Source organism: Butyrivibrio sp. FC2001 (assembly GCF_000424125.1).
GTDB lineage: Bacteria > Bacillota > Clostridia > Lachnospirales > Lachnospiraceae > Butyrivibrio.
In genome coordinates this window covers 64,731-91,056 of sequence record NZ_AUJH01000014.1, presented here as the reverse complement: position 1 = coordinate 91,056, position 26,326 = coordinate 64,731, and the positions used below count along the sequence as shown (strand labels likewise).

The window sequence follows — 26,326 nt, the reverse complement described above, 5'->3', positions numbered from 1 at the left end:
CCCGACACTTTTCCTTACGATTTTGGTCCTAATATAAGACCATAAGATAAAGGAATGTAATTCTCTTATCTCCCTCATAGAAAACTTTTCGTGACAAGTACTGCCGGGTATCGTGACAATACCCGGCAGTATCATGTTTACAGGTCATCAAAGTAATTTCTTATTACCGTGTTCGCATTCGGACTGGGAATCTTAATCTCCCACTTTTCATCATTATAATTTCTCATCTCTCCCGAGATGCGCTCAGTCTTTTTGCCATGATCTTTATTCTGGTTATTGTTCTGATCGTTTGAACCGGAGTTATTATTCTGGTCATTATTTGAGCCAGATGCCGGAGGTGTTCCGGGACAGCCCGGTCCTTTAAATCGCTCCAGACAAAGATTTTCCGGAATTATGGTCACATCACCTTCTGTGGTATATATAACCTTTCCTTCCTCATGATCCTCCAAAAAGTCCATGTGCATGGCTCTCTTGGAATTATCCTTGGCCTTTGCTGCGCTGGTTCCGGCCTTATTCTGGTCCTTTCGAAGTCTTGCATCTACATCAGACTGGGTCAAGCTTCTGAAGTCCAGTCCGCTCTGCTGATAAACCTTGGCTGCGAGATTTTTATCCCTGTACAGCTCTGCAAGTACGAAGCCCCTTATGGCATCTGCTGTAATCTCCTCCGTTACGATCTTACAGTCGTTCTGGCTCTCGCCATTTAGATAAAAATCGGCTGCCTGTCCTGCCAGCATTATGAGCGTTTTGCTCTCACCTGTTCTAAGGCTTGTAAGCTTGCAGTGAAGACTTCCCTCTAAAAGGCATACCCTTGTATGTCTGGAATCAATCACCTCAACCTGTGCACATGTGCCCTTTATTGTCATGTTCATATTTGAGGTTCTTATATTGAAGGTTTCCGTTTCTGTAAGTGGAGAAGTTACGTTGAAAAACAGATTGCCGGAGTTAAGGAGAACGGCATATCTGGTGTCTCTCTTTCTAACCTCTGCCTTGGTCAAGGCGTCCAGCTTTATGGTTTTCGTGCTGTCAAGACTTACATAAGCGTAGCTCCTTGAGGCCGTGGCAACGGTGCTTCCGTTTGAAAGTCTCATCTTGGATGTGACTTTATCCTTCTTACCGTTGTTACCTGTGACACTTATGGTTCCACTGCCACCCGTTAGTCGCATGGCATTTTCAGTCTCAGTCTTTGTTTCAGCAACGATGGTATCCCCTGAAAAGCTGACTATCATTAAAAACACAGCAATGCATGCGAGCAGTCTTCTGCCCACACGCATTGCCTTGTAAATCTGATAATCGTATACTCCCCTCATAGCGCCACCTTTCTCAAACGCTCTGAATATATATCATGCAATGCTGAAAATCCCCGACAGTCATTGCAATTCTATCATCATAAATAATTATACGATATCCTGATAATGTTATGTATAAAATAAATGTAATATTTTTATTAAGTGTGCTAAGCCCTGTAGGGCTCGCAAATGATTTTGTAGTTCTGTTCCCTGGCTCTAGCAATTTCCGGTATAAACATACTTAAGATTTTCTCGTGCCACATCAACCAGGTGGTAGATGAGACCAACATCCGTGGCATCCCTGTCAGTCAGATGGAATCTTGGAAAAAATCTTGAAATATGAAGAGGGATTTCCTGTCCTATATTTTTGCCATCAGATCCTTTTAATGATGCGATCCAGCCTGAAAGCTCCCGCATTTCCTCATCGGAATCATTTTCGCCTGGAATGATCAGAGTTGTCAGCTCAATGTGGCAATGCTTTGCCGCTTCCTCGATGAACTCCATCACCATCTGTCTGTTGCCCTTGATGAAATCCTCGTAATAGGAATCCGTAAAGCTCTTTAAATCTATATTCATGGCGTCGATGTAGGGAATGATCGCCTCAAGCACTTCAAGACTCGCCATACCATTAGATACAAGAACGTTCACCATTCCATTTTCATGGACAAGCTTCGCAGCATCCCTTACATACTCGTACCCCACAAGAGGCTCGTTATAGGTAAAGGCAACTCCCACATTACCCCGACCGCGATAGCTAAGTGCAAGCTCAGAAAGCGCCTCCGGAGGCAGATACTCTGCCCTGTCATTAAAGCTATACGCCTCATCCGACCAGGATATCTCATAGTTCTGGCAAAACGGACAGCGCAGGTTACAGCCAAAGGAGCCAACCGAAATGATCTTGCTTCCCGGCATAAATCTAGCCAGGGGCTTCTTCTCAATAGGATCAAGTGCTATGCTGGTGATTTTCCCATAGTTAACAGGAACCACCACTCCGTCTGCAGCAGTCCTCACCTTGCAAAAACCAAGCCCGCCCTCTTCAATTTCGCAGTGTCTGTAGCACACCTTACACTTAGCCATACATATAGCCTCATTTTCTTTCCATCTTTAAACATTATTGCTGCCGTTTTCCGATAGAGATTTCTTCAGAGACATTTTAATCATTCTTCACATATATCTGACATGATCTCATTGTCTCAAGCGCCGCGCCATGCTTATCAGGTGTTACACCCGCACAGCAGGATGCATCTACGCTTATTGACACCTCAGGCATTGTAGCCTTGAGCATAAGTGCATTGGAAACCACGCAAATGTCTGTGCAAAGTCCGACAAGTTCAATCTCAATATCTTCCTTATCTGCAATGTCCTTAATCATACGGGCAAGCTTTGTGCTTCCGAAGGTAGGCTTATCAACTATGGTTGTTCCTTCTGAAAGAGGCCTGATATTTGCATCAATCTCCCAGCCTTCCGTTCCTTCTATACAGTGCTCCACCGGAAGATTCTTACCTTCCTGGGTCTGCATGTAATTTGCCTGATGAGTATCTCTTGTAAAGAAAACATCCTTTTTATCATAGGTTTTGATCTTCTCAATAACGTTTGGAACTATGCTTACTGCTTCCTTTGTTCCAAGTGCCCCATCAACAAAATCCTTCTGCATGTCGATTACTACAAGTAATTTTCTCATTTTTTCATACTTCCTTCCCATGTATTTATTTCTTCATTTTAAATGTGCCTTTTTTCATTCCGGCTTTTTTAACCTTCTTAACAAGCTTATCGTAAGCCTTTTTATCCTTGGCCTTAATTGTACATTTAGCCTTTGAGGATATTTTTTTGAATGCGTTCTTATTGACCTTCTTAAGCGCAGAAGCGTTCAGCTTTATATTTTTGAGATTGCTGTCCCCTGAAAAAGCTCCCGATCCAATTGTTTCGATTTCTGATTTTGACAGGTCAACCTTTTTCAAGGTTTTAATCTTCTTAAAGGCGTCGCTTCCTATAGAAGATACGCGATATTCTCTCCCTGAAATCGTCACATATTTAGGCGCAGCATATGATGCAATATCCCCTGTGCATCCGCTTACCTCTGCGTCATTTCCATTTATAACATATATTACATTGCCTATTATACAGGATTTTCCGTCATCTAAAAGCTTATCTGCTGTTTGATTCTCAGGCTGTTTTTCTTCTGTATCCTTGCTTTCCTCCCAGACATTTTCTGAACCACCTTCTCCTTCTGATGGATTCTGAGGCTCTATGTCACTTGCCTTTTTCCTTATATAAAACGACCTGGTAGTAGTTCCTGTAAAATTCCCTTTTCCTGTGATAGTAGCTTTCGCAGTTCCTGGATTGATGTTATTACTATATGAAACAGTATAGTCCGTGCCCTGCTTTAAGGTCTTACCGGCGTATGTGATTTTTATGTTTGGTGTTATCGGTTTTCCGGTGTATTCATAGTCGTACTTATCAAGATTTATTGAGGTATAACCGATTCTGCATGCAGTTACTGTAAGCGGCATGCTCAAGGTTTTTCCAAGGGCTGACTTGGTAGTAATACTAGTAGTTCCAATCTTATTAGCAGTAAGCTTGTTACCGGACACAGCAGCAATCTTACTATTGGTCACTGTCCAATTTGTTGGTCTCCTTGTTGCTATCGGAGGCTCTAACGGTTCAATAGGAAAATCAATGTCTAAGCCTTCTGTTGTTGTTTCAGCAGTTATATACTCGGTTATTTCCCCAAGATCAAAGGTCTCGCCATACATTATTTCAATGCTGTCCCAATCGTCAGCGTCACGAAGATATAAATGCAGAAAGCCATTCAATACCTCAATTGAAAGCGTCTTATAATCGTTTACAGCATTCGTTTTTGAAGCATTAGAATTTGAATGTCCAAATTCCTGTACCCAGAAATGATGTCCGTTTCTTACAACATGAGCTATTCCAATAGAAGTATACCCTGAATTAAGCATGTTTCTTCTGTGCCCCTGACCAGAGTACGGTTCATTTTCCTCCATCCACTGTTCATAAGCTTCCTGGGCACCTGAAGCCCTACTTATGCCATATATATTCTCTCCATTAGTCTTTGTTCCGTTATAAGTATATGTATAGTAAGAGGTGTTATTAGGTCTTTTATGATCCAAATCTGCTCTGACAGATATTTCCATCGCTCTCTGCATTGCGATTATTTCCAAATTATAATCCCACTGTAACGCATTAAGCTTACCAAGAGACTTCTTATTATTGCTGGTATCACGAATCCAGGCCTTGCCTCCTGTACGATAAGCATTTATGGTCGAAAGCATACTCCTTGCCGATGTCTGATCATACTTACCCGTGACTTTGTAAGTAGTCGTACCCGCAGCGTGAGTGTCTACCTTAACCCCACACAGCATTACAAGAAAAATAAGCGAAACGATAGCTGTTCTTCTTAATTGACCTTTTCCCCACATAAAAACTTTTCCTCCCTGGTTTATTCACCTGAATAAATACTTATACTTTCTCATCTGCTCATATATTACCTGTCCTCATGCTCAGACACGCTATATATCATACTGTTAGCTCCGGTCCCATAAACATTCTGAAAAAGACGCTCTAAGGTAATTAACTGTTCTCCCTTCCTAAGGAAATCTCTACATGAGACACCCATATATGTCTGTGTCTTATATCTAATCTCTTCCTGCTCATATACCACAAATTCATCTTCATCAAGGCTACTTTTCATCAAAAGGTGCGAAATGACATACTCAGCCAAGCCCTCATAGCCTGTATAATCAGCCTTGTACCAGATATCATCCTTCTCCCATTTTATCTGGTTCCCCTTAGAAGATTTCCTATTAAAATCCTTTTTATCCTTCTCAAAAAGTTCTATCATACTATCTCTCAATCTTTATCCAAAAATCGTCCTCTGCCATACGACCGTTTGTCTTCTCAATTATCATTAGAGGATCATAAAACGGAATATCCAATTCCCTTAGCATAAGCTTCATCTTGTCACGTTCTTCCGGAAAACATCTAGACCTCAGAAATTGTTCATAATCCTCAAACGTCGGATGCTCATTCCTTCCAAACGCCCGGAAAATCAGATTATCTGTGTAATTCTTTATTTCTACTCTCTGATTTATTGTGTCAACATCTATAATTGTACACACTGTATTCAGGTAGTAATACCACAACCTCATAGGACACTTCTTCTCAGGCAGCGCCAGCTCCTCCGCAATCTCCGGATGTCGCAACACTATCTGTGCCAAAAGTGTCACTGGACCGGTTATATCTTTATCAGACATCTCCCAGCGTTCTACAGTCGGCTTTGACACATTACAAAAAAGGGCAAATTCTTTCTGCGTCATTTTAAGCTTTGCCCTTAGAGCCTTGATATCCTCTGCCTTTATTGAATTCGGAGTTACATAATTTATTGTCTTCATAACACAATTAAACCATCAAAATGATGGTGTGTAAAGCAATTTTTACCATTATTTTGATGGTTAGTATCCATTATGTTTTGCTGGGATGGAATTGCATCGGGATATAGGCACTTTTATTTCTTTAATTTATATTTCATTTGACGCTCGTCAAATAAAGCTGATATACTATGCATATATATTTGACGTACGTCAAATACAGATCATGAGGTGATACTATGGCTACAATCATCAAAGAAAAACAGAATCTCACATATCTTCAATGGTCTCATGTAAGGAGTTCAAGCGGCACAGCAGGTACTTTCCTTAAGGCCACCTCTACTCTTGATGGTGAAAAAAAATACTATAAGCTGTCCAATTTTGATTCCGTAAAAGGCGTCATCGGATATGAATGTGTAAATGAAATTATAGTGGATAGGTTGCTTGATATATTTGGCGTGGAGCATCTGCCATATGAACTCATCAATGCTGATATAGAAATTGAAGACAGCATTTTTAACACATATCTCTGTGCTTCTACAGATTTCAAAAAAGCAGGAGAAAGCAAAATAGCTTTAGATGATTACTACAGAACAAACTGCGAACCAGGAGAATCCCATTATGATTTCTGCGTTCGTCAGGGATGGAAAAATTATATCGACACCATGATAGCCATCGATTTTATTATTCTGAATAGAGATAGACACGGAGCAAATATTGAAATCCTAAGAAATTCCCGTGCGCACACACTTAGAATAGCTCCTTTATTTGACCATGGTGTGTCACTTCTTAATTCATGTTACACGCAGGATGATTTAGAAAGCTTTGATATATTGGCAGATAAGTCATGCAACAATTTTATAGGCAGCTTTTCATGCCTTGATAATCTCTCGCTGATGGACCCTAAGCATAAACCACTGCGACACAAACTCCATGCATCAGATAAAGATATTATTTTCGGCGATCTTCACGATATCATATCAGAAACCCGTATTGATAAGACCTGGAACATGATTTTTGAAAGGTACAAAATATATGAAAATCTTTGAAATCAATGACGAAGCAGAGAAACTATTTATAGGAATTCTTTTGTACTACGAAAAAGACAAGACCTGCATTATAGAACTGAGTGACGAGTTGGATGAATGGACAGCACCACTTCTTTTGACAAGCTTTGTCAAAAAAGGTATCTACACCATCCCCAGAGACATCAGCTTTTTATGGGTTCAGGAAAGAGTAATCCCAAGGGGCCGCCAAAACATAGGATCAATCCTGACTCATCACAAGCTCAAGTCCTATGATGAGATGAAATTATTGGAACTTGCCGATGGTCGCTGTTCTCAGGACGCTTTATACATAAAAAAAATCGAATCTATTCCTGACTATGTACGCCAAAGACAACTCAAAAACCTGATAGACATCGTGGCCTTAGAAGGCTATCATCTCTTATGCTTTTTTACTGATATGACCGTAAAAAAAGTGGACCTACAATCATTTACCGGTAATAGCAAAATTGAAAAAATCCTTACAAACGAACGATTATTCAACTCCTGCAAGCTTGGTACCGGTGGATATTATGCCACCTTCAATGATTCCATTGATATTCCTGCATGGAAGCTATATAAAGAAGGATTGACCATTCCATTACAATACAAGGATTTTATCTCTTTTGTACAGAAAAACCTTTACGACACCAGCGATTCATGTGCCGAGCTTAAATGCTCTCGCCAAAACATTACTTATTTAAATAAGCAGAACCTTCTAACTCCGATTAAAGAAAATGTAAAAGGAAACCTATATCTCAAAGGAGATGTAATTAAGAGCAGATGGTAAGTCAACCATCTGCTCTTATCTTATAGAATAGCCATTAAATTGTACTCTTCGGTCCCAAACCAATAATCTCTATCTCATCTTCAGTCACTCTGCAAGTGTAGAAAATCACCTTAACCCCTGCTGCCACTGCTTCATGAAAAGCGGCTGTAAATTCAGGATCCGTCTCTTCGTTAGGTCGTACTTCGTTAATACCCTCTCCCTGAATTACGAAGGCGACAGCTGTTTTGTAACCTTCCTTTATCGCACCTGCAAGCTCTCGCAAATGTTTTGCTCCGCGCTCAGTCGGAGCATCCGGAAAATACCCGACTCCATCTTTAAAAAGTGTACACCCCTTCACCTCCATTAGAAACTTCTCGCCAGCTTTTTCCATATAAAAATCGATGCGGGAATCTCCAAATTTATACTCAGGCTTTACAAGATCATACTCACCACTCTTAAGGAGCCACTCTCTAACAACAGCGTTAGGCGCCTGGGAATCAATGTTGATAAAGCACCCATCATACTCAACCGCCACAAGATCATAGGGTGTTTTTCTCTCGGGATTCGCAGCCTTCTCCAGGAGCACTTTACATCCCGGAATCAGGAGTTCCTTGCAACGCCCGGTGTTTTTCACATGAACAGCAAGCTCCTCACCATCAAGATTAACCCTGGCAATAAAGCGGTTTGGGCGGGATATGAAAATTGCAGGTGTAATAGTGGTGTATTTCAATGTTTAACGTCCTTTGCGTAAGTTTAGAGCATCAAAATAAAATTGTCCAAACCATATTGTTCCACTATTTCCTTGATTCTTGCAAGCAAAATCAAAAATCAAGAAATCTTCAAAAGCCTGGATCTGATTGCTCCCACAGTCCTGTCGTGAGCCTTGGCTATCTCGTCTATTCCAACTCCCATGGCCCACTCGTCCCTGAGCTCAGCATCCTCGGCGTCATTCCAGTCAATATACGTCTTTGCGTTGACCTGTCTTAACCTGTCAACGTTAGGATAATTCCTGATAGCAATACCCTCGTAGAAATCAAATACAACCTTTGTAGTTCTGAGAGTCTGATCATACATATAAAGATCCGTACCAGCTTCGTAGCATGTCTTGATGATGTTGACTCTTTCCATGTATTCGGGCACTTCGTCCTTCTTTATACGAGCCTTCAAAATCACATTTGCCAACAGCAGCTCATCCCAAAGTGACGAATTAAAGGCAAAGCGGTCCTCGCCTCTCTTCACTCCCCACTCTGATATAAACTGTGATCTGTACTCTTCCGCTATCTTCGGTGGCTGACGGTAAAAATCTCCCACAAGAATTATCTGCTTATCGGCATGGTCGTATGAAGATGCCAGCTCTTTTAAATTAGCTATAAACTGCAGCGTCCTGATAGCATACTCAAACATATCAACCCTGCAGCTGTTTATATCATCAATAATAATTATGTCTGCCTGGTCGAGCCTTTGACTGGGATCAACATTATATTCGCCCACCCTCAGAATCCTGTCAGGCATCTCAAATATTTTTTGAAGGTCCTCTTCTCCATTGCGCTCCGCAGCTTCCCCGGTAGGCGCACAAAGAATAACGTTTTTATTTTTCTTTCCTTTTATAAACTCATTTATTAAAAAAGACTTACCGGTACCTGCTGTCCCGGACAAAAACACATTCAGTCCGGAATTCAGAACCTGCATTGCCCTCTGCTGATCATGTGTTAATACATTTAAACCATCCCTCATAAGCGACCCCCTACTTTCGTTATGATGAAATATGAACAAGTGTATAATCTGTAGAATCTATCTATATTATATAAATTTTCCCACGAAAAAGCATCTCCACATTTGATTTTATGTGAAGATGCTCTATATTCTGACAATTAACTATTCACTTTTATCCTATACAGATCACCTTTCCATTCTCATCATAGCCGACCTGGAAATTCAATCCATCAGCACATGAGGCACATTTTGAAAGCTCCTCCCAATCAACAATTGGTATATCATGAAAATCATTATAATTATCTTCACAGGTAACAAGAGCAACATTATTACCATCCTTGTCCTTAATAATCATGTTAGTGGAGCCCTCAATAGAAGAGATAAAGCAGCCAACATAATTATGAATACTGTTATCTATCGGAACATTGTCATAATCTGCAACTGCATCTGCTTCACCGCCGCCTATGTCTATGTCACTATAAAAATCCTTAAAATCACCTACGTTACCTTCCGCGGATACCATCGCCGTATTATCAGTTATATTAACCCATGCAACATAATCTTTTTCCGGATTATAAACATTTATGCTGAAGCCATATCCATCATTTATCGTGTAACTGATTTTAATTTGAATGCTCTCATTCTCCGCAACGGTCATTTTGAAAACAGTATCCTGCTCATCATATGAAGGAAAATCATTTTTCACACTTGATTCATGAAGGTGTAATGTCCAGTGAACATCCTTATCAAATCCTGCATCCATCTTGGCGACAGAAATTCCATTGATTGCGTCTACCTGCATTTCCTTAGCTACAGTCTCATCAAATGAGTCCTTATTATCAATACTTAAATTGCAACCGGAAAGAGTCTCTTCAATCTTAGTATCAAGCTCCTGAATATATGCGTCACCTTCAGCCTTTGCAGCTTCAAGATTCTTTTGTAGCTCATCCATATCTACTGCAGAATCAGTTTCGGAATCACCTTCAGCTTCACTTTTTCCATCTACACCATTTTCATCTACATCTTTTTCATCTTCACTCTCTTCTTCTAACACGACAGAAGATTCCTCTACAATTTCCTCTGGAACTATAACTTCTTTTTCCTTTCCGCACCCCACAGTAAAAAGTGAAATCCCCATGGTCAAGCATAGCAAAACTACTAATCCTTTTTTCATACTCTCTGTCTCTCCTTTATTATTGTTCCCCCTAATGTGCTCAAAATCTCGTTGAGCACATTACTATATTACATGTTTCCGTAATGAGAAAAAAGGGCTACCCATAATAAAGAATTGATTCTATCCCTTTGGCCGCCTATTAAAAGAGCCGGCAAAACTGCCGGCTGCAACTCATTTAAGAAAAATGATTTAGTTATTTAATACTTTTTCTGCTTCTTCCAAAGCCTCTTGGTCAGTCATTCCAGGATTAGTTTTCAGAAAGAAAGCCTTCAATTTTTGAATATCATCAGCACTTTGCTTAGACATTCCTTGTTCTATTCCCTGTTCTATTCCCTGTTCTATTCCTGTACGAATCAGTTCCTTCGTCTCGTAATCAAGTACCTGTCCACCCATAATTCTCTCGGCCTCCTCTTTTACGATTTTCCGCTGCGCCGTTAGTGCAGCAATTACTTTCTTTGACAACATTATAATAGAATGATGAGTCAAAACATCAATCTGTCCGCTTTCTAGCTTTTCACGAAGCTTATCATAAATCTCCCGGTAACGCTTTCTAAAATTTTTAAGGAAAGTTTCATCCTGTGACTCTATTTTATCAAAGTCATCTTCGAAGTTAAACAGATAAAACGGAATAAGGAAATATAGTTCCTTATCAATAATATCATTGCAAGAATAATCCTTAAGTTTCATTATGGGCACCTGGTACTTCGCAGATTCTCCGCTCGGAACATTAACAGTAATATCCATATAATCCGATGTATTAGAATTACTCCTAAGATAAAGCACGCCGGATGCAGGAAGGTTAACAATCAGACTAGCCCCATCAACGGTACTATCATCCTTTATTGCAATCTGCACATCATACTCAAACATCCTAAGGACCATAGTCCCCTTGCTGTCACTCTGACACTCAAGATGAAAAAGCTTTCTGTAACCGTTATGATCAATAATCTCCACAGCAGAATCCGTTATCATCTTGTCTTGATTACCATCACTCCGGTTTGCAAAATAAGTATTGTTGAGTGAATTCACTTCTTCATCACCTACATAATGAGTATCTGCAAACATCTCATTTAGCAGTTTGAGAAGAAGCCCCTTGTGCTCAACTACAAGGGTACGGAAGACGTCATCATATGGCGTACTTCCACTGTTTGTCTGACTCTGATCCAATTCTAAATCTTTGTCATTGATAAAATTGTTATATAGCATATTTCTCCTTTCTGACGTGCTTCTTCGGGCATTCAAAAAGGAATTGCTTTGATAGATTAGCATTTATTTTACGAGAGTGCAACTTTGAGCTTGTTACCTCTTCTCTGAATTACGCTTCCTCGCTTCCCCATAAACAAGTTTCAATATGATCCTCCGCTTTCTTCCTCATAATTATCTCGATAATCTCTAAGTTATCTTTATCCGTTTTAATAACAACCCAATGCGCTTCTCCTGTTGGAACAGTGGTAAGCAGCCATCCATAACCACCATTCAGCCTCTTGGAATCCTGCAATAATTCATATGGTGAAATATTAAGCACATCACAAATCAGCATTATTTTATCAGCAGCCGGATTAGTCTTCCTCCTTTTCCAATCCGCTATCGTACTTTGAGCTATACCTGTTCTCCCAAAATTATGTTAACCTTTGATAACTCATCCCACAAAGATGAATTAAACGCGAAGCGATCCTCGCCTCTCTTAAATCCCCAGTTAGCCAGGAAATCATGCTTGTCCTCGCGATTTATCACAGGTGGCATTCTGTAAAAATCCCCACTCAAAATTATCTGCTTTTCATAGTGATCCATGTCACCTTCAAGCTTCAGATTTTTCCTGATATTCAGAAGTGTCCTAACCACATACTCAAACACGTCAATCCTGCACATACTGATATCATCAATGATAACGATGTCAGCATCCATAACGGCCTTCTCAGGCTTAGAGTTATAGTCACCAACCTTAAGTATCCCCTTAGGAATCGCAAACACGCTGTGCAGCGTATCATCACCTGCACCTGCTGCCGCCATCCCTTTAGGCGCACAGATGATAATGTTCTTATTCTTATTTTCTTCCATGAATTGTTTTATTAGAAAAGATTTTCCGGTACCAGATGCGCCAGATAGAAAAACGTTAACGCCGGAACGCATGACTTTTAGAGCTCGTTGCTGATCAGTGGTTAGTTTCATAGAGAGTTTCACCTCCTAAAAAAAATGTTGCACATTTTATAGGTTCAATGTCATCTGCTCATAAACTATCTCATTTTCTAAATTCATATAAAATTCCCTCAACGATTGTTCGTCAAAAATAGAGTCTGCACCTTTTTCTTTAGCAAATTTATTCCCTGTTCTAAATGCAATTTCATTAGCATAAACAGCCATTCGACGTTCCTGTCTTAATGCAGCATCAACAGTATGCATGGTTCCGCTTTCTAACTCAACCTCAATAACTAATACAGCCTGACTTAAAGCGCTTTGCAATCTGTCACGCTTTGCAAAAGTATACTTCTGAGGTTTTATCCCAGGCTCATACTCACTAATCAAACATCCACCACATTCAATGATCCATTCAGCAAGCCTCTCATTACTCTTAGGATATATCTCATCAAGTCCTCCGGGCATGACAACTATGCATTTTCCCTGCTACTTTCGAAAAAGAAAGTGCCGTATCAGAGCACTTCCTACAATTGCAACTTTCTTGCATAAATTTACAACGGAAATGTCCCTTCGATAATATTTTTCCTCCTGACATCCATATATTGCTTCTCCATGCTATAGATTCCGTCATACTCAAACTCGACATATGGTGTGTTACCATTTTTTCTGAAAGTTATCTTGCCCTTTATCTCAGGCACTTTCACATAAGCATCCAGATACTTGTATTTTTCTCCTGTAGTTTTAGTCAGAATTCCAACTAAATATAATTTCCCACAGGAAGTTGTTTCCAGCAACAAAAACCGGGGCTTAAATGCACATGTTACCGAGTTTTTCGATTTTCAAAGTGCATTTTTCGAGGCGGAATTCCTTTTAGTCGAAAATCCTATGGAAGATCACTGTTAATTACCGCGGAAGTTCACATTATCACACATTTTCTTTTTTCTTATAAAAAATTCTCTCCCATCTTTTTTTGAACTCTTCATCACTAAAAAAATTTTCTATACATTGTTTATTTGAATTACGAATTTCCTTTGTCATGCAAGGTTTGCTTATCCACTTCTCAGATAGCTCTTCGACAGGGAAGATAACAGCTCCCATATCTTCAAAAAATTCACCGCAACAATTATCATGGTTAATAAATACTGTTTTACCCAAATATATAAGACTAGCTATATTCCCTAATGCTTGCTGCCTATCATGATTAAAAACTGCTATATCTATTTTTTCCAAAAATCTCATATAATCATTATAGTCCATAAATTCTGTAACAGGTATAAACCTATCTTCAAGCATTTTTCTTCCCATTTTGCATATCTTTTCTATGTATTCCTGGTTATTTGGATATGACAAAATGCAGTAAACAATATAGTTCTTAGTATTCAACCTTGAAAGACGTATAATTATATCTTCATATCTACATGTATTACTTGCGCAGTTGGCTAATAAAATAGATGTCATTTCATTTTGATTTTTTTTTTCACTATAAGGAAGTAAATCATACGTGTAAGAAGCAAGATAGAATGTCGCATTGGTCTTATAGTGTTTTTTTAAAAATCTGTAATCGCCTTTAACTATACCCACAGAATCAATCCTTTTAATAAAATATCTTCGTATAAATTCACGACAAATCATAGGCAGACTATTATTTCTGTTCCAATAAGCGTTATATAAATCCCCGCCCCAGATAACCCAGAAGTATTTTTGACTATTATCATGTATTTTTTTTACTGCACTTAGCAGGATTCTTGTGCTAAATATCGAATGAAATATAACTCTCTCTGCTTGATCTATTGCTGTCTCCAAACTATATATCCATTTCTTAGTTGATTTGAAATCAGAACTATAACATGCATTTTTTATAGCATTTTCTGCTCCTGTCTTCTTTTTATGAGGATCGTAAACAAAAAAAGTATGATTATCAAATAGACTATTTATTTTTTTTATATAACTAATATGAAATTTATCATACACAAAAATATGAACTATCACGACTTCCCCCTCCCAATAAACGCTAAAACATGTAAATAAGCAAGACTTATCTGTTTCCAATATAGAATCAGAATCACACAAACATTCAGACAATACGCCAATAATCCAAAAATATTTACCGTATTAAATGTGCTATACAATGCATACATAAACGAAAGGAAAATGACTATTGTTACTTTATGTAAACGAAATATCATCCCGTAGGCCTTTACAGAAAAAAATGTTCTCAAAGAAAAAAACACAATATATGATACCCCAGTAGAAATTGCTGCCCCCTTCCCCCCTAAAATTGGAACGAGAGCAGCGTTTCCAACTATATTCACTATGCAAGAAATCGCTGCAACCCATATATGATTTGAACTTTTTTTTGAAAAATCTATTCCTACCGAAGAAATCTCCGAAATCGTATACATCATCGGGTAAAAGCATAAACAAGGAATAACGAAAGCTGCTTCTCTATATTTTTCTCCTAGAATCAATGCAAAAAAATCCTTGCCCAAAATAATAGTAATCCCAAAGAGAAACATCAAGGCACAGGCAAAATCAAATATCTGTGCATAATGATCTTTATCTTTAGGCTTCTTCTCGTGACGCTCCATAGCATATGGCTTCCATATTATATTGAAGCTAGTTTGTATAATAGCAAAAACCTTCAATAATTCTTGAGCGCTCGCATAAACTCCAACCTCTTTGGTTCCACTAAATGCATTTAATGTAAGTCGATCTATTCCATTAAATAAGGTTACAATTCCAATTGAAAAAATAAATGGCAATCCATATGCCAATACTTCTTTTCCAATTATTACCTGATCATTTTTCTTACACATCCAAATATTTCTTTTTAAGTAAATACTAATAATCATTGGTATAAGCAAAGATATAATAGTGCATAAAACCAATGTTTCAAACTTTTCCCTCGTTCTTAGTGATAATATGGCAACTGCCAGTAATGCAAACAAAAATCTATGTATCACATTCAATAACGAGTATGTTTTTGAATCATATTCTAATCTTAATGTTAAAAAACTAAATCTGCTAGTGAGTCCAATTAAAACATATATAGCTAGGGAAAGTATGAAAAAAAAAGAAAAGCCAATAGTAATTCCCAAAACAAAAACAATAAAAACAAAAATTGCTGATACAATAAGTGCAACGAAAATAGACAAGCTATAACAATATTTTAACAAACACGCTTTGTAACCAACACCTTCCTTCGCATAATAAAACCTTACATAAGCCTGATCAAGGCCTAAACATAGCACCATAACCAAAATATCCGAATACAAATTAAATAAAGATAGCGATCCATAAGTACCGGTATCAACTAATCTAGTAATAATGGGCACAGAAACAACCCCTATTATCATATTAAAAATAGTCCCTATGGAAATTGCCAAGAAATGTTTGAGCATAGATTTTAAATCAGACATCATAATTAATTCTTTCCTCTACATACCAGAAAAGCGGATTTATCTATCATTTCTGCTTTAATTCCAGAATACCAAACCAGTAGCATTACTGCTGATACTAACTATTGATCATTCAAAAGCCGCGAATCATCACTTACTTTCAGTACATATATATTTCTACTAATGCCTTTTATCATGCACTAAAAATATAAGTTTTAAGAGGTAGTTTGATTTTGTGAATGCTCAGTAATATATTGCACATTTCTTCTTTATATTTCATAAATTCTAAAATGTTAATCTCCAAATGTAATAACCATTACCCCAATAATGCGATCACAAAATTCAATGACCCTGTTGATGAACTTAATAAAAACGAGCAAACAATCCTTCTGCACCATTTCGCTATGCAGTATTTTGAATAAACCATTGTATTATCATTTGATTGCCAATAATAAAAAGCCAAAACTAAACTAATTCCATATATAGGCTATAAATTTTTTCTATATATTTTTTTAATGAGAATTCGGTCATTGCTCGATGATGTGCATTCTTTCCATATCTTGATAATATATTTTTATCCGATATCGCTCTATCAATACACAATGCAAGCTCAGAATAATCTCCCCACTTATAAATAAATCCTTCAACTCCATCTTGAATAATCTCTTGATTTGCCCCGCTATCAGGAGCTATAACTAATAATCCATTCATCATATATTCAACTGTTACTCTTCCAAAAGCTTCTGATTTAGAACAAATCACTCCGACATCATACTGTTTTATATATCTTTCTGGATTAGGAATGTACCCCTTAAAGGAAATAATAGAATTTAATCCATATACCTTAACAAGATTTTTTATCTCGGTAAAATATTTCTTGTTTCCATCTCCAATTATATCAATAGATATATGCTTTCTAGCTGAATCATCAAGTAATGCAATTGCTTCTATAAGATGTTTTTGGCATTTCGCATCGCTTATCCCCCCTAGCATCAATATTCTAATTTTTGAATTATCTAAATTGGCATAATCCTTACATTCCGTCAACTCAATTCCATTATAAATTGTAATAATCTTATTTGGACTAATCCCTTTATTTATCCAGTGTTTACGAACAGCCTCTGATACTGCGACAAGTGTCGCTCTATTGTCATTCATTAGATCTATGTAATCATTTCTAAAACAAAAGCAATTAAAATCTTTATCTCCATATTCTCTTATATGCCATACCAATGGCTTATTATACTTTCTTGCTAATCGAATTCCTGTATCATCTCGTGATGAATTACTATGTATTATATCAATTTCTTCGAAACTAATTTCCTTATCTAGAAACAACGATAAGTTGATTATGCCCAAGATATATTCCAAGAATTTTATAATAAGTTTTATCGGAAATATCCATTTATTATATGGTCTATTTTGGAAGTATTGCCCAAAGACTTTGCATATTACCACTTCGCAATATTCTTCATACATTTTTCGGTTATTACGTAATCGATATGGTATCAACAAAAAAATTTTTATATCATTGCCATATTGTTGTTTTAATCCCTTTATTGTATATAGCATTGACTTTGACGCACCATATTTATTGTCCGCATCAGAAATATACAGAATATTCATGTCCCCACCACGATTTATTGACTCTTTATTAGCAATTCATAACCAGTAATACACCTTGGTTTAATATATTCAATACCACCAAAACATACTAGCTAAAAAAAGTAATCCGTTTCCAATCAAAGAAAACGCTATATGGAATAATACCATCTCCATCATGAACACCTAGTCTCCACATATATGCTATCGAAGCTAAGCATACAATAATTTTTAATAATCTATTATCGTTAAAAAATTTTTTTATAATGTATGGAATTGTTAGTAAAACCCAATAAACAAATGTTGATTTTAGTCTATTAAAAATATCTCCATTCAATATCAAATATGTCATGCATAAATATAATGCATTCATACATGCAAGAATATTCCCAAATTCTTTGTCATTACCTTTTATAGTTTTATTCCCCTCAGCATTTCCTTCTATATGATTTTTTTCACTTATAGCAACTTCTTTCGCTCTACTTCTATATATCCCCCACACAAATACTATCTGAACAAACAATGCTAATAAAAAATCACCATATCTATATATGCTCCGCTTTTCTACAAATAATCTTGCATATTTAAGGTAGCTCTTATATTTTGGAAAAATGCTGACAAAAAGACTAATTAACCTGTTATATAGTAGTATTATCGCCAAAGAGAACTGTGAAAATAGCATAACCGTTTTTGTACTGACACGAGGAATTAAACATAGTAATGCATATACTGGAATCATAACAACCGCGACATTATGTACAAAAATAGCAAGAAAACAAATCAGCATTGATTTAAATATATTTTTTTCAACAGCATATTTGAACCCAAACAATAACAATGCAGTTGCCATTGTCTGCCTGACTTGATTCATTGAGGTAAAAAAGACCCCCATTGATATAAATAAAAAAAGCGATACCCTTGCATCACATGAATAATTCTGAATAAAGTTATAAAGTGCAATATAAATAAAAATTGCACAACAAATATTGAAAATAAATACATTATCAGTAAAATATCTTAATACATAATCCCATAAATTATATGCCCAATAATAATTATGATCAAACACATGAACTTTTTCCCATGTCATACCTAAAAAAAAACGAGAATAGGGATATGTATCCTTTCCAACATTTAAAGATCTAACTCCCGCCATACAACACAAAAAAGCACATGGCAAAACTGCTCTGCTGATATTCAGAAGAACTTTGTTTTCATTATTAATAATTCGAACTTCAAAAAAACTTAGTAATACAATAATCACCAACACATGAGTATACACATTCATATGCACATGTCCCCTAATCTAAAACATACATTTTTTGTCATCTATCACGCCTAATCCAATATAGAAAATCATAAAGTCCTTTAGCTGGAAAAAGCCTCCCAAATGTACATTTTAAATAGGCAATTTTCCAAATACTATTTGTCAATTTATTTCCAATGTTCTCTATAGTCCATTCCTTAATTCCAAAATCCGAATTCAAACCATAAGAATCATCACAGATAGTAAGATTTCTATAGAAATCTAGATCTTCTTTTGATGGATGATTTCCATATTTAATCACGTTATATGATGATAAGAACGAGTCAAACTTCAAGATGCGTTTAATAGGACTTAAATTCATATCTTTTACAAAATTCAAGATACCATCCTGAATTGTAGCTATTTTCTTAGCATCATCACCTAAAAATTCATAACAGCATCGTTCCGGTTCATCACATTCATCCATTTTCCAATAGCGCTTAACACTTCCATGTTGCTCAGATAAAATACATTCAAGCATGCCTACAAATGTAAAAATTTCCTTCTGTTTTTTTACACTATCTCCATTAAATAGAAATCCCTCCTTAGCATCTCCAATATATTTATTTGTACGAACTCCTAGGTATAAACCATTTATTTTCTTATTGCTTTTTTTTATTTGAAGATACTTGTTTAAATAATGTTGCATCGTTCCTGACCACCCTATGTCAATGACCGTACAGTTATCTGGCTTATCAAATTCGATAGTTTTGAAATATTGCTCCATACACTCATACTGTATCCATGAACGATCTTTTATCTGACGAAAACACTTAGAAATAAAGCCTACAGCTTTTGGTTCTCTTAATATTTCATCTGCACTAGCAAACATCATCTTTTGTAACTCTTCACCATTATCTTCCTTTTCTAAACAATCACTTATGTCCAAAAGTGATGCTATTTTTTTTAAAGAAATACTTTTTTCAATTCTCAAACTATACACCATTTCATCAACATTATTACATGTCCACAAAAGTGCCCCAGTAATTCCTCTTCTCGAAACCAACATATAATGCATATTATTACGTTTAAATCCCATAATATCTAATGCTTTATAAATTACGTATCCCTCTCGAGCTAGAAAATAAATTTGTCCTTTATAATCTTTTATCCTCTCTGCCAGCCACAAACAAAATCCATACATAAGCGGTCCATAACACCGATATCCCAAAGAATACTCATAACCTTTACCTATGGTATGGTTTAAAATAAATCTACTCAAAGTATTAATTTCAACGCTTCTATGGAAATGAATTCTCCATTTTTTTTCGTTTACCCAAATAGCACTAATTCCCAACTTAGTTGGAACCAAGTAATCGCTTCTTAAGGCATCACCAATATGCAAAATATCTCCATAATTAACTTTATATTGCTCCTTGATTATTTTAAATAATCCACCATCCTTTTTAGTGCATCCGTATTCACTAGACACAAATATTCTGTCATAATCATTCTTCGCAATAATTCCAACATACTCCAAAATAGTGCCTATCATTTGTTCATTCAAATACATATCTGATGTCAAAATGACTGTTTTGCCATCTGTTCTTATTTTTTTTAAGAGATCTATCATATTATTTTTCGGATGAACCAACGACATGTCTATTTCGAATAATTTTTCAATATGAGTCTTATTCTCAACTGTATCTATTCCTTTATGCAAATCAGCACCTGCTATTTTGAAAATATCATTAGGATCAACAACATCTCTAGTTATAAGCGTGCCAAATATGTCAAAAGAAACCAACTTCGCATCCAAACTTTTCTTATATAATTCTTCTTTTTTTGAGACAATCATGTCGTAACTCCGCAAAGCAGGCATTATATATGCTCATAATACCTATATCTCATTTTTAGGGACACTCAATATATCATATTGTAATGGTTTTATATACGAATAAATAAATCCAGCAATAATCGCGCACAACATGCCATCAATTCTGAATAGCTTTCTTAGTATTAATTTTCCTAACCCTAAATGTTCCTCAGACATATAGGATCTTTTCCACTCCGATTTCTCTTCATATTCCAAATACTTTTGCGCTAGTGGATGTTCATAAAACATACCTTCTTGCCATGGCCTCCTTACCAAAAAATTACTCGTGTAATGAATTATACATGGTCTATCTTTAGCTTCATAATAATCATTTTCCGCGTACATAATCTTTGATTTTCTATACATTTTCAGTTCTTTAAATGTAAACACGCATTTTATGGTAGTTAGATTATATCGCGGATTTAATGGCATAATATTTTCTATTAAAAGATAATTAATTATTCCTTCATCGGGATATTCCATTCTTGTTTTTGAGTTTAAAGAAAGAATTTTCTGAACTTTTTCTTCAAGTTCTTGCTCTTTCCATTTATTAACGTCAATTAGTAAAACTCCAGAGTTAAAATACGGCAATTCATCTTTCAAACAACAATTCTTCTTATGCCGCTTACCCATACATTCATACACTGCAGCACAAGCTTTTCCTTTCATATCTATATCCCAAAGCTCCCCAACTCTATCCACAACTATCGTATCGCAATCCAAATATAAAATTCTATCATCCTTTAATTCATTTCCAAAAATGGACAGAAAAAATAAGCGATAAAAAATATTCTTTGGCCACTTTCCCATATTATTTAGCGATAATGAAATATCTACATCAAAAAATTTTATTTCTCGATCATAACGTGCTGCTGTTCTTACGATTTTCTGTTTGTTATTTTGAGATATCCCGTCATCAATAATGAAAACGTTCAAGGTACGCTCAAGCTTATTGTTTTCATAAAGAGATGTTAGAGATATTCCCAATAAGTGTGCATAATTGTCATCACTTACATATACTATTGTCATATCAGATCCCCTTGTTTGCCATTTTATTTATGGCATTTACTTAGAAATTGTCTTTTTCCAGTTAGTAATTTGTGTTTGTTCTTCTATCTGCAAAGCTGGCGGGATCGGTTTGTAATTATCAGTCCCCTCATCACAGTAATTACAAGCCAAAAAAGCTTTTCTCTGATTTAACTCGAATATTTGCCTTCTTAGCTCTTTTACATCTCCACTTTTTGTAAAATCAACAAAATCTTTTTTAGGATCAGGTATTCCTAACAGAGCCCCAAATGATGCTCTTGGACAAAAATACAGTTTCCCATTCTGAAAGCTTCGGCATATACCACCACATTTTTTAAGCTGTATCTTAAGTTCTTTCGCCACTTTCCCCCTAAAATGCAAATCTCCCGCCGAGAACCAGTTTTTATCTGCCATACTTCGAATAACACATTTTATCCCATTTTCTTCACATATTTTTAGTAACTCGTTTTTCTTATAGGAAATATCCCCATAATCACTAATTTGAACTGTTAACTTGTTATTCTTCATTGCAGCTAATACTTTTTCCGAAGGTATTAACGTTCCGTTTGTCACAACATCAACCGTCCTGACTTTGGGACAACTCAGTGCCTTGATAATAATCGAATCCAAGTCCCTATAGGCAAACGGTTCCCCACCCAAAATTCTAAAGATCTGAATGGTATCAACACACTCAAAAAGCCTGTCCATATATGTAAGCAGATCATTTACTTTGTAGTCCTTAGGATGCTCAAAATACGGCATCATAAAACTACAGTCTTTACATTTTAATGTACATCGCTGGGTAACGGGAATTTCTACATGATATAAATAGATATTATTAAACCACTTATATTCTATCCAGCAAAAGAAACGATAAAGTGGGAAAAAGCATGCCTTTATCTTCTCCCTGTTTATCCCAATCTTTTTACCTTTTTCTGCAAAAAAATATATTGTATTTAAAAATATATCTTTCATATCGTCCTACTATATCATTAAATCTAATGCCCCAGAAAAGCACCGTTAGGTTACTTGTTCCCACGAAAAGCTACGTATAAGTAATATAAAAAGCAGCATACACGTCATGAAGCATCACAACGCGCTGCTGCCTAATTAATCGTTATTCATGCTCCCCATATAAACTCTTTTCATAAAGTTTATACACCCGCCTCATCAGGTGTGTCTCATAAGAAAAAATCCCCATAGAGCCTTGTGCTCTATAGGGATATTATACGCTAAAAATAGGCATTTGTCATTGAAAACAAGCCATTATTTGACCTTCTCAAGATATCATTCCTACAAAAATAGAACTCAACATATCTTCTTCTGAATATTTTCAACTATTGTTTCAAGATGATTCACTCTAAGCACAAGTGTTTCATATTCAGACCTATAAGTAACCACTTCCGCAAGGTGTCTTTGTAAATCCTGATGGCCTTCAGCAACTCTTTGTGTATTAGGAACAATTTCATTTTCTATTTGGAGTTTTATACTTGTAACATCCCTTTTGACATCACTCATATCCTTTTCCAGAACAGATATCTTACCATCCATAGCATCAAGCCTGCTGTCCATCCTATCAAGCCTGTTATCCATTGTATCGAGTCTGTTATCTATTGTATCTAATTTGTTTAATATAATTTCAAATTTTTCATCGGTATTCATTCTGTATCCTCCCGGCTATTATTAAAACTAGCTAGTGTATAAAAAATATTATCACGTATAATGATGTCAATCCATATGACATAGTAGCCAAAAAATCAAGCATTAAAATTATCAATCTTATTATAAGAGTGCCAACAATTATTACAGAATTCATCCTCTTTTCATGTTTTTACATAATTTGACTTAACATCAATAATCCTATATCCGATAACAGCATTATTTCTTCAATGCCTTCCATGCTTTTGCCGTATGTTTTGAATTATCTCTTTTGGGTCTTGTAAACTTAATTACTCCACCTGATATTTTCCCTGTAACAGATTGGTGGCACTGCGCGCAAAGCACTGTAATCCTTCCACTTCTCTTAGTAAGCTTATAGAAATAATTGTTTTTCCCGTGCTTCCCTGATAATGCAGCAGATGTACCTGCCACTATCTGGCTGCTTTCATTGCATCTTGTGCACGTACGAATCTGCGTAACCTTTACATTTTTGCCTTTTACTTTAATCGACTTAATGGACCAGTTTCCATATTTGTGATCTAGCTTATTGCCTGATTGCTCAGTAGTCTTAAGACCGCACGTACTACATTCTTTTTTGATAACCTTCGGAGCCTTGCAGGTTGCACCTATGGTATCAATCCTCACAAACTTATGATTCTTTGTTGGTATTACTTCTGTTTCAATCACTGCGTTACAGTTCTTGCATATATAAGACTTAATGCCTACAGAAGCACATGTGGGCTCTTTTGTTCGTTCCCACTTTCCCTTATGCTCTTTCTTTTCAATATATTCTGTTTCCAGAATCTCTTCGCAATCCTGACATACTCTGACGTCTTTGCCCATTTTGCTGCATGTCGGTTTGACCAATGTGACCCATTCATAGTTTTCATGTGCACAATTTTCTGCATGCACAGTGCCAGCCGGTGTTGGTGTCCACAGAAAAACTGCCCCCGATACAGCTATAGCTACAGCCATTCTTTTTAGCCTTCTGACTGCTTTAATATTCATTTACAAAATTATCCTCCTGTTTTTTCTTTTTCAGTTACGTAACAAATAAAAAATATCCGGGATATTATCTGCCGTTTGTCTAACAGCAGCCACGTCAAGAAATGACGTGATAACGAAAATATCACTTTTCAAAATAGAAAGCAAGTGCCTTAAGAAAATCTTAAGAACCTAAATCAGGTATCTATGCACCCAAAAAGTCAGTAAATATCTGTAACAGTGCCCACAATCATGCATTGTCATTAATTTGTAATCAGATGCTTGCATTATTATTTTAGTTGTGTTATTTTATTCTGGCATCATTCCTGATGCACCGAAATGATTTTCAATCATTCGTATTTTCCAATGTTATTATTTTGCGCGCAATAATGAGGAAAAAGTTTTTAACAAGGAGATTTTATGCCAATTAGTAATATAAAAAGCTCCTCCGATATGCATTACCAATATATGAATGCCACCGGAGAGCTAAAATACAATATGACCAACGACTATATGTTTCGAATGGTTTTACAGAGAGATAAAAATACTTTGATTAATCTTATTAGCTCTGTGCTTGACCTTCCACTATCAGTAATTGAAGATGTAAAAATAGAGAACTCCGTTGAACCCGGAAAAGCTATAAGCGATAAAGAGTATCAGCTTGATATCCTTGTACTACTAAACGGTAACACTTATATCAATCTTGAGATGCAGGTTGTCAATTACGATAACTGGACCAATCGCTCTCTTGCCTATCTTTGCAGACGTTTTGACAATGCTGCCCGTGGAAAGGATTACAATACAATAAAGCCTGTCTATCACGTAAGTTTTCTTGACTTTACTTTATTTGAAGATCATCCTGAATTCTTTGCAAAATACCAGGTTAGAAACGCAATAGACAACTATCTGTACACTAACAATTTCAATCTGTACGTGATAGAATTAAATCATACAAACATAGCAACTGACAACGATAAGCGCCTTGGTATAGACAAATGGGCTAAGCTTTTCAAGGCTAGAACTTGGGAGGAAATCAAAATGATTACACAGGATAATCCTTCAATGGACTCCGCAGCTGAGTCTATATATCTTTCTAATTCCGATTTTGCTATTCAGGAACAATGCCGCGCCAGAGAAGATGCTATTGCACATGAAAAATACCAAAAAGAACAACTTGAAGAAAAGGAAAGGCAAATAGAAAATCTTTCCGCGCAAAACAAGACTTTAACTGCAGAATCAGTTTCTCTTTCTGCAGAGATATCGCGTCTTACAAAGCTCTTAGAAGATAACGGAATCAAACATTAACGTCCATATATAGTAAAAGCGGCTAACTCTAAAAAATTAGCCGCTTTTCATCAATTAATCCTGCCACATTCATAAACTGAAAGCTCATGCCCCAGCAGTTCTACGATCCTGAGTTCATCAACAGCATCGTTAACTGCATTATGTGTCTCGCAGTATCTCGTATCTCCGCTAAGCATCCTGAGTATAGGCTCTACTCCATAGTTACTCTTTAGCCTTCCCGTTTTGCAACACAGAGCGCCCTCCGGAATTGCGTGATTATACTGTTTATAAGCTGCGATTCTCATGATATCGAACCATTCAAAGTCATCCAGCTCCGGTAATAATCCGTGATCAAACCTTGCATTATATGCGAAGATTTTACTTACGCCCATATTTTCCAGATATCTGCTAAGGTCAGCTAATGCATCATCTCTTCTGCACTTAACAGCTTTTATGTTTCCCTTATAGAGCACATTTGAGAACATTCCGCCAATCAGACACTCCGGTTCAAATATGTAATATTTCTTAGCTACACATTGATGACTATCCTCATCTGCTATAGCAACGCCAAGCGACATTACTTCGTTATTCCAGTTGGTCTCAGTATCTATCACAGCGAATAGCTTGCTACCAGCTACTATCTCTTCTCTACTATCAGGTACTGCGCTAACAACCTCCTTAGTGTTCTTTATCATGTTAAGAAAATCCAGTGAACTACTTCCCAATTTACACCTCTTATTAC

At 36.5% G+C, this 26,326-nt stretch carries 27 protein-coding genes; 3 read left to right on the top strand and 24 right to left on the bottom strand.

All coding sequences use genetic code 11. From position 1 onward, the window contains the following. Nucleotides 1–137 precede the first annotated feature (137 nt). The 6 genes from G601_RS0108505 to G601_RS0108480 all read right to left on the bottom strand — a co-directional run bounded on the left by G601_RS0108505 (nucleotide 138) and on the right by G601_RS0108480 (nucleotide 5,698). The gene (locus tag G601_RS0108505) at nucleotides 138–1,307 is read right to left on the bottom strand and encodes a FecR domain-containing protein (protein WP_026665081.1); all 1,170 of its coding nucleotides are present in this window, start codon (nucleotides 1,305–1,307) and stop codon (nucleotides 138–140) included. 195 nt (nucleotides 1,308–1,502) lie between these two features. Continuing rightward, nucleotides 1,503–2,363: an AmmeMemoRadiSam system radical SAM enzyme gene (gene amrS, locus G601_RS0108500; protein WP_026665080.1), complete on the bottom strand. Its 861-nt coding sequence runs from the start codon at nucleotides 2,361–2,363 to the stop codon at nucleotides 1,503–1,505. 76 nt (nucleotides 2,364–2,439) lie between these two features. Beyond that, nucleotides 2,440–2,967 carry a cysteine hydrolase family protein gene (locus G601_RS0108495; RefSeq protein WP_026665079.1) on the bottom strand — a complete coding sequence of 176 codons (528 nt, stop codon included), beginning with the start codon at nucleotides 2,965–2,967 and terminating at the stop codon, nucleotides 2,440–2,442. A gap of 25 nt (nucleotides 2,968–2,992) precedes the next feature. Next, a complete protein-coding gene (locus tag G601_RS0108490) occupies nucleotides 2,993–4,726 on the bottom strand; it encodes a CAP domain-containing protein (protein ID WP_026665078.1) in 1,734 nt (577 codons plus the stop codon). A gap of 65 nt (nucleotides 4,727–4,791) precedes the next feature. Further along, nucleotides 4,792–5,148 (bottom strand): hypothetical protein, encoded by a 357-nt coding sequence (locus tag G601_RS22535; protein ID WP_035790553.1) that lies wholly within the window; start codon nucleotides 5,146–5,148, stop codon nucleotides 4,792–4,794. 1 nt (nucleotide 5,149) lies between these two features. After that, nucleotides 5,150–5,698, bottom strand: a complete 549-nt coding sequence (locus G601_RS0108480; protein WP_026665077.1) for a helix-turn-helix domain-containing protein — start codon at nucleotides 5,696–5,698, stop codon at nucleotides 5,150–5,152. A gap of 215 nt (nucleotides 5,699–5,913) precedes the next feature. On the opposite strand from G601_RS0108480, the gene G601_RS0108475 reads away from it, so the two are divergent. Both G601_RS0108475 and G601_RS22530 read left to right on the top strand, forming a co-directional pair. After that, nucleotides 5,914–6,723, top strand: coding sequence for a hypothetical protein (locus G601_RS0108475; RefSeq protein WP_026665076.1), 810 nt, complete (start codon nucleotides 5,914–5,916; stop codon nucleotides 6,721–6,723). Next, the gene (locus tag G601_RS22530; RefSeq protein ID WP_035790520.1) at nucleotides 6,710–7,507 is read left to right on the top strand and encodes a hypothetical protein; all 798 of its coding nucleotides are present in this window, start codon (nucleotides 6,710–6,712) and stop codon (nucleotides 7,505–7,507) included. The genes G601_RS0108475 and G601_RS22530 overlap by 14 nt, the downstream gene beginning before the upstream one ends. Nucleotides 7,508–7,541: 34 nt before the next feature. Here G601_RS22530 and sfsA read toward each other — a convergent pair whose 3' ends face one another. The 17 genes from sfsA to G601_RS0108385 form a co-directional block, all read right to left on the bottom strand. Further along, nucleotides 7,542–8,216 (bottom strand): DNA/RNA nuclease SfsA, encoded by a 675-nt coding sequence (gene sfsA / locus G601_RS0108465; RefSeq protein WP_026665074.1) that lies wholly within the window; start codon nucleotides 8,214–8,216, stop codon nucleotides 7,542–7,544. A 98-nt stretch (nucleotides 8,217–8,314) separates the two neighbouring features. Beyond that, nucleotides 8,315–9,220: an AAA family ATPase gene (locus G601_RS0108460; RefSeq protein ID WP_026665073.1), complete on the bottom strand. Its 906-nt coding sequence runs from the start codon at nucleotides 9,218–9,220 to the stop codon at nucleotides 8,315–8,317. 151 nt (nucleotides 9,221–9,371) lie between these two features. Further along, nucleotides 9,372–10,373 carry a hypothetical protein gene (locus G601_RS0108455; RefSeq protein ID WP_026665072.1) on the bottom strand — a complete coding sequence of 334 codons (1,002 nt, stop codon included), beginning with the start codon at nucleotides 10,371–10,373 and terminating at the stop codon, nucleotides 9,372–9,374. A 189-nt stretch (nucleotides 10,374–10,562) separates the two neighbouring features. Continuing rightward, nucleotides 10,563–11,579, bottom strand: a complete 1,017-nt coding sequence (locus tag G601_RS22525) for a hypothetical protein (protein WP_051205686.1) — start codon at nucleotides 11,577–11,579, stop codon at nucleotides 10,563–10,565. Nucleotides 11,580–11,688: 109 nt separating this feature from the next. Further along, the gene (locus tag G601_RS0108445) at nucleotides 11,689–11,913 is read right to left on the bottom strand and encodes a hypothetical protein (RefSeq protein ID WP_026665071.1); all 225 of its coding nucleotides are present in this window, start codon (nucleotides 11,911–11,913) and stop codon (nucleotides 11,689–11,691) included. A gap of 59 nt (nucleotides 11,914–11,972) precedes the next feature. Further along, complete coding sequence (locus G601_RS0108440) at nucleotides 11,973–12,542, bottom strand: AAA family ATPase (RefSeq protein WP_026665070.1); 570 nt, start codon at nucleotides 12,540–12,542, stop codon at nucleotides 11,973–11,975. A gap of 36 nt (nucleotides 12,543–12,578) precedes the next feature. After that, nucleotides 12,579–12,983, bottom strand: coding sequence for a DNA-processing protein DprA (locus tag G601_RS22520; protein WP_255346193.1), 405 nt, complete (start codon nucleotides 12,981–12,983; stop codon nucleotides 12,579–12,581). A gap of 77 nt (nucleotides 12,984–13,060) precedes the next feature. Further along, nucleotides 13,061–13,303 (bottom strand): hypothetical protein, encoded by a 243-nt coding sequence (locus G601_RS26625; protein ID WP_207638033.1) that lies wholly within the window; start codon nucleotides 13,301–13,303, stop codon nucleotides 13,061–13,063. A 130-nt stretch (nucleotides 13,304–13,433) separates the two neighbouring features. Then, nucleotides 13,434–14,498, bottom strand: a complete 1,065-nt coding sequence (locus G601_RS0108425) for a TDP-N-acetylfucosamine:lipid II N-acetylfucosaminyltransferase (protein WP_026665069.1) — start codon at nucleotides 14,496–14,498, stop codon at nucleotides 13,434–13,436. Next, entirely contained in the window at nucleotides 14,495–15,931 is a 1,437-nt protein-coding gene (locus G601_RS22515) for a lipopolysaccharide biosynthesis protein (protein WP_051205684.1), read from the bottom strand. Before G601_RS22515 ends, G601_RS0108425 begins: the two co-directional genes overlap by 4 nt. A gap of 441 nt (nucleotides 15,932–16,372) precedes the next feature. Continuing rightward, on the bottom strand, nucleotides 16,373–17,533 hold the full coding sequence (locus G601_RS0108415; RefSeq protein WP_026665068.1) for a glycosyltransferase family 4 protein: 1,161 nt from the start codon (nucleotides 17,531–17,533) through the stop codon (nucleotides 16,373–16,375). A gap of 88 nt (nucleotides 17,534–17,621) precedes the next feature. After that, nucleotides 17,622–18,797, bottom strand: coding sequence for an EpsG family protein (locus G601_RS0108410; RefSeq protein ID WP_026665067.1), 1,176 nt, complete (start codon nucleotides 18,795–18,797; stop codon nucleotides 17,622–17,624). 37 nt (nucleotides 18,798–18,834) lie between these two features. Next, nucleotides 18,835–20,613: a hypothetical protein gene (locus G601_RS0108405; protein ID WP_026665066.1), complete on the bottom strand. Its 1,779-nt coding sequence runs from the start codon at nucleotides 20,611–20,613 to the stop codon at nucleotides 18,835–18,837. A gap of 42 nt (nucleotides 20,614–20,655) precedes the next feature. Beyond that, nucleotides 20,656–21,660, bottom strand: coding sequence for a glycosyltransferase family 8 protein (locus tag G601_RS0108400; RefSeq protein ID WP_026665065.1), 1,005 nt, complete (start codon nucleotides 21,658–21,660; stop codon nucleotides 20,656–20,658). A 36-nt stretch (nucleotides 21,661–21,696) separates the two neighbouring features. After that, on the bottom strand, nucleotides 21,697–22,632 hold the full coding sequence (locus G601_RS0108395) for a radical SAM protein (RefSeq protein ID WP_026665064.1): 936 nt from the start codon (nucleotides 22,630–22,632) through the stop codon (nucleotides 21,697–21,699). A 333-nt stretch (nucleotides 22,633–22,965) separates the two neighbouring features. Further along, nucleotides 22,966–23,319, bottom strand: a complete 354-nt coding sequence (locus G601_RS24885) for a hypothetical protein (protein WP_051205683.1) — start codon at nucleotides 23,317–23,319, stop codon at nucleotides 22,966–22,968. Nucleotides 23,320–23,535: 216 nt separating this feature from the next. Then, entirely contained in the window at nucleotides 23,536–24,324 is a 789-nt protein-coding gene (locus G601_RS0108385; RefSeq protein ID WP_026665063.1) for a hypothetical protein, read from the bottom strand. Between the two features lie 396 nt (nucleotides 24,325–24,720). Here G601_RS0108385 and G601_RS0108380 point away from each other — a divergent pair, with 396 nt between their 5' ends. Next, nucleotides 24,721–25,605 (top strand): Rpn family recombination-promoting nuclease/putative transposase, encoded by an 885-nt coding sequence (locus G601_RS0108380; protein ID WP_026665062.1) that lies wholly within the window; start codon nucleotides 24,721–24,723, stop codon nucleotides 25,603–25,605. Between the two features lie 50 nt (nucleotides 25,606–25,655). Here the strand turns inward: G601_RS0108380 and G601_RS22505 are convergent, their stop codons facing one another. Further along, a complete protein-coding gene (locus G601_RS22505; protein ID WP_242834397.1) occupies nucleotides 25,656–26,309 on the bottom strand; it encodes a hypothetical protein in 654 nt (217 codons plus the stop codon). Between the last annotated feature and the right edge of the window lie 17 nt (nucleotides 26,310–26,326).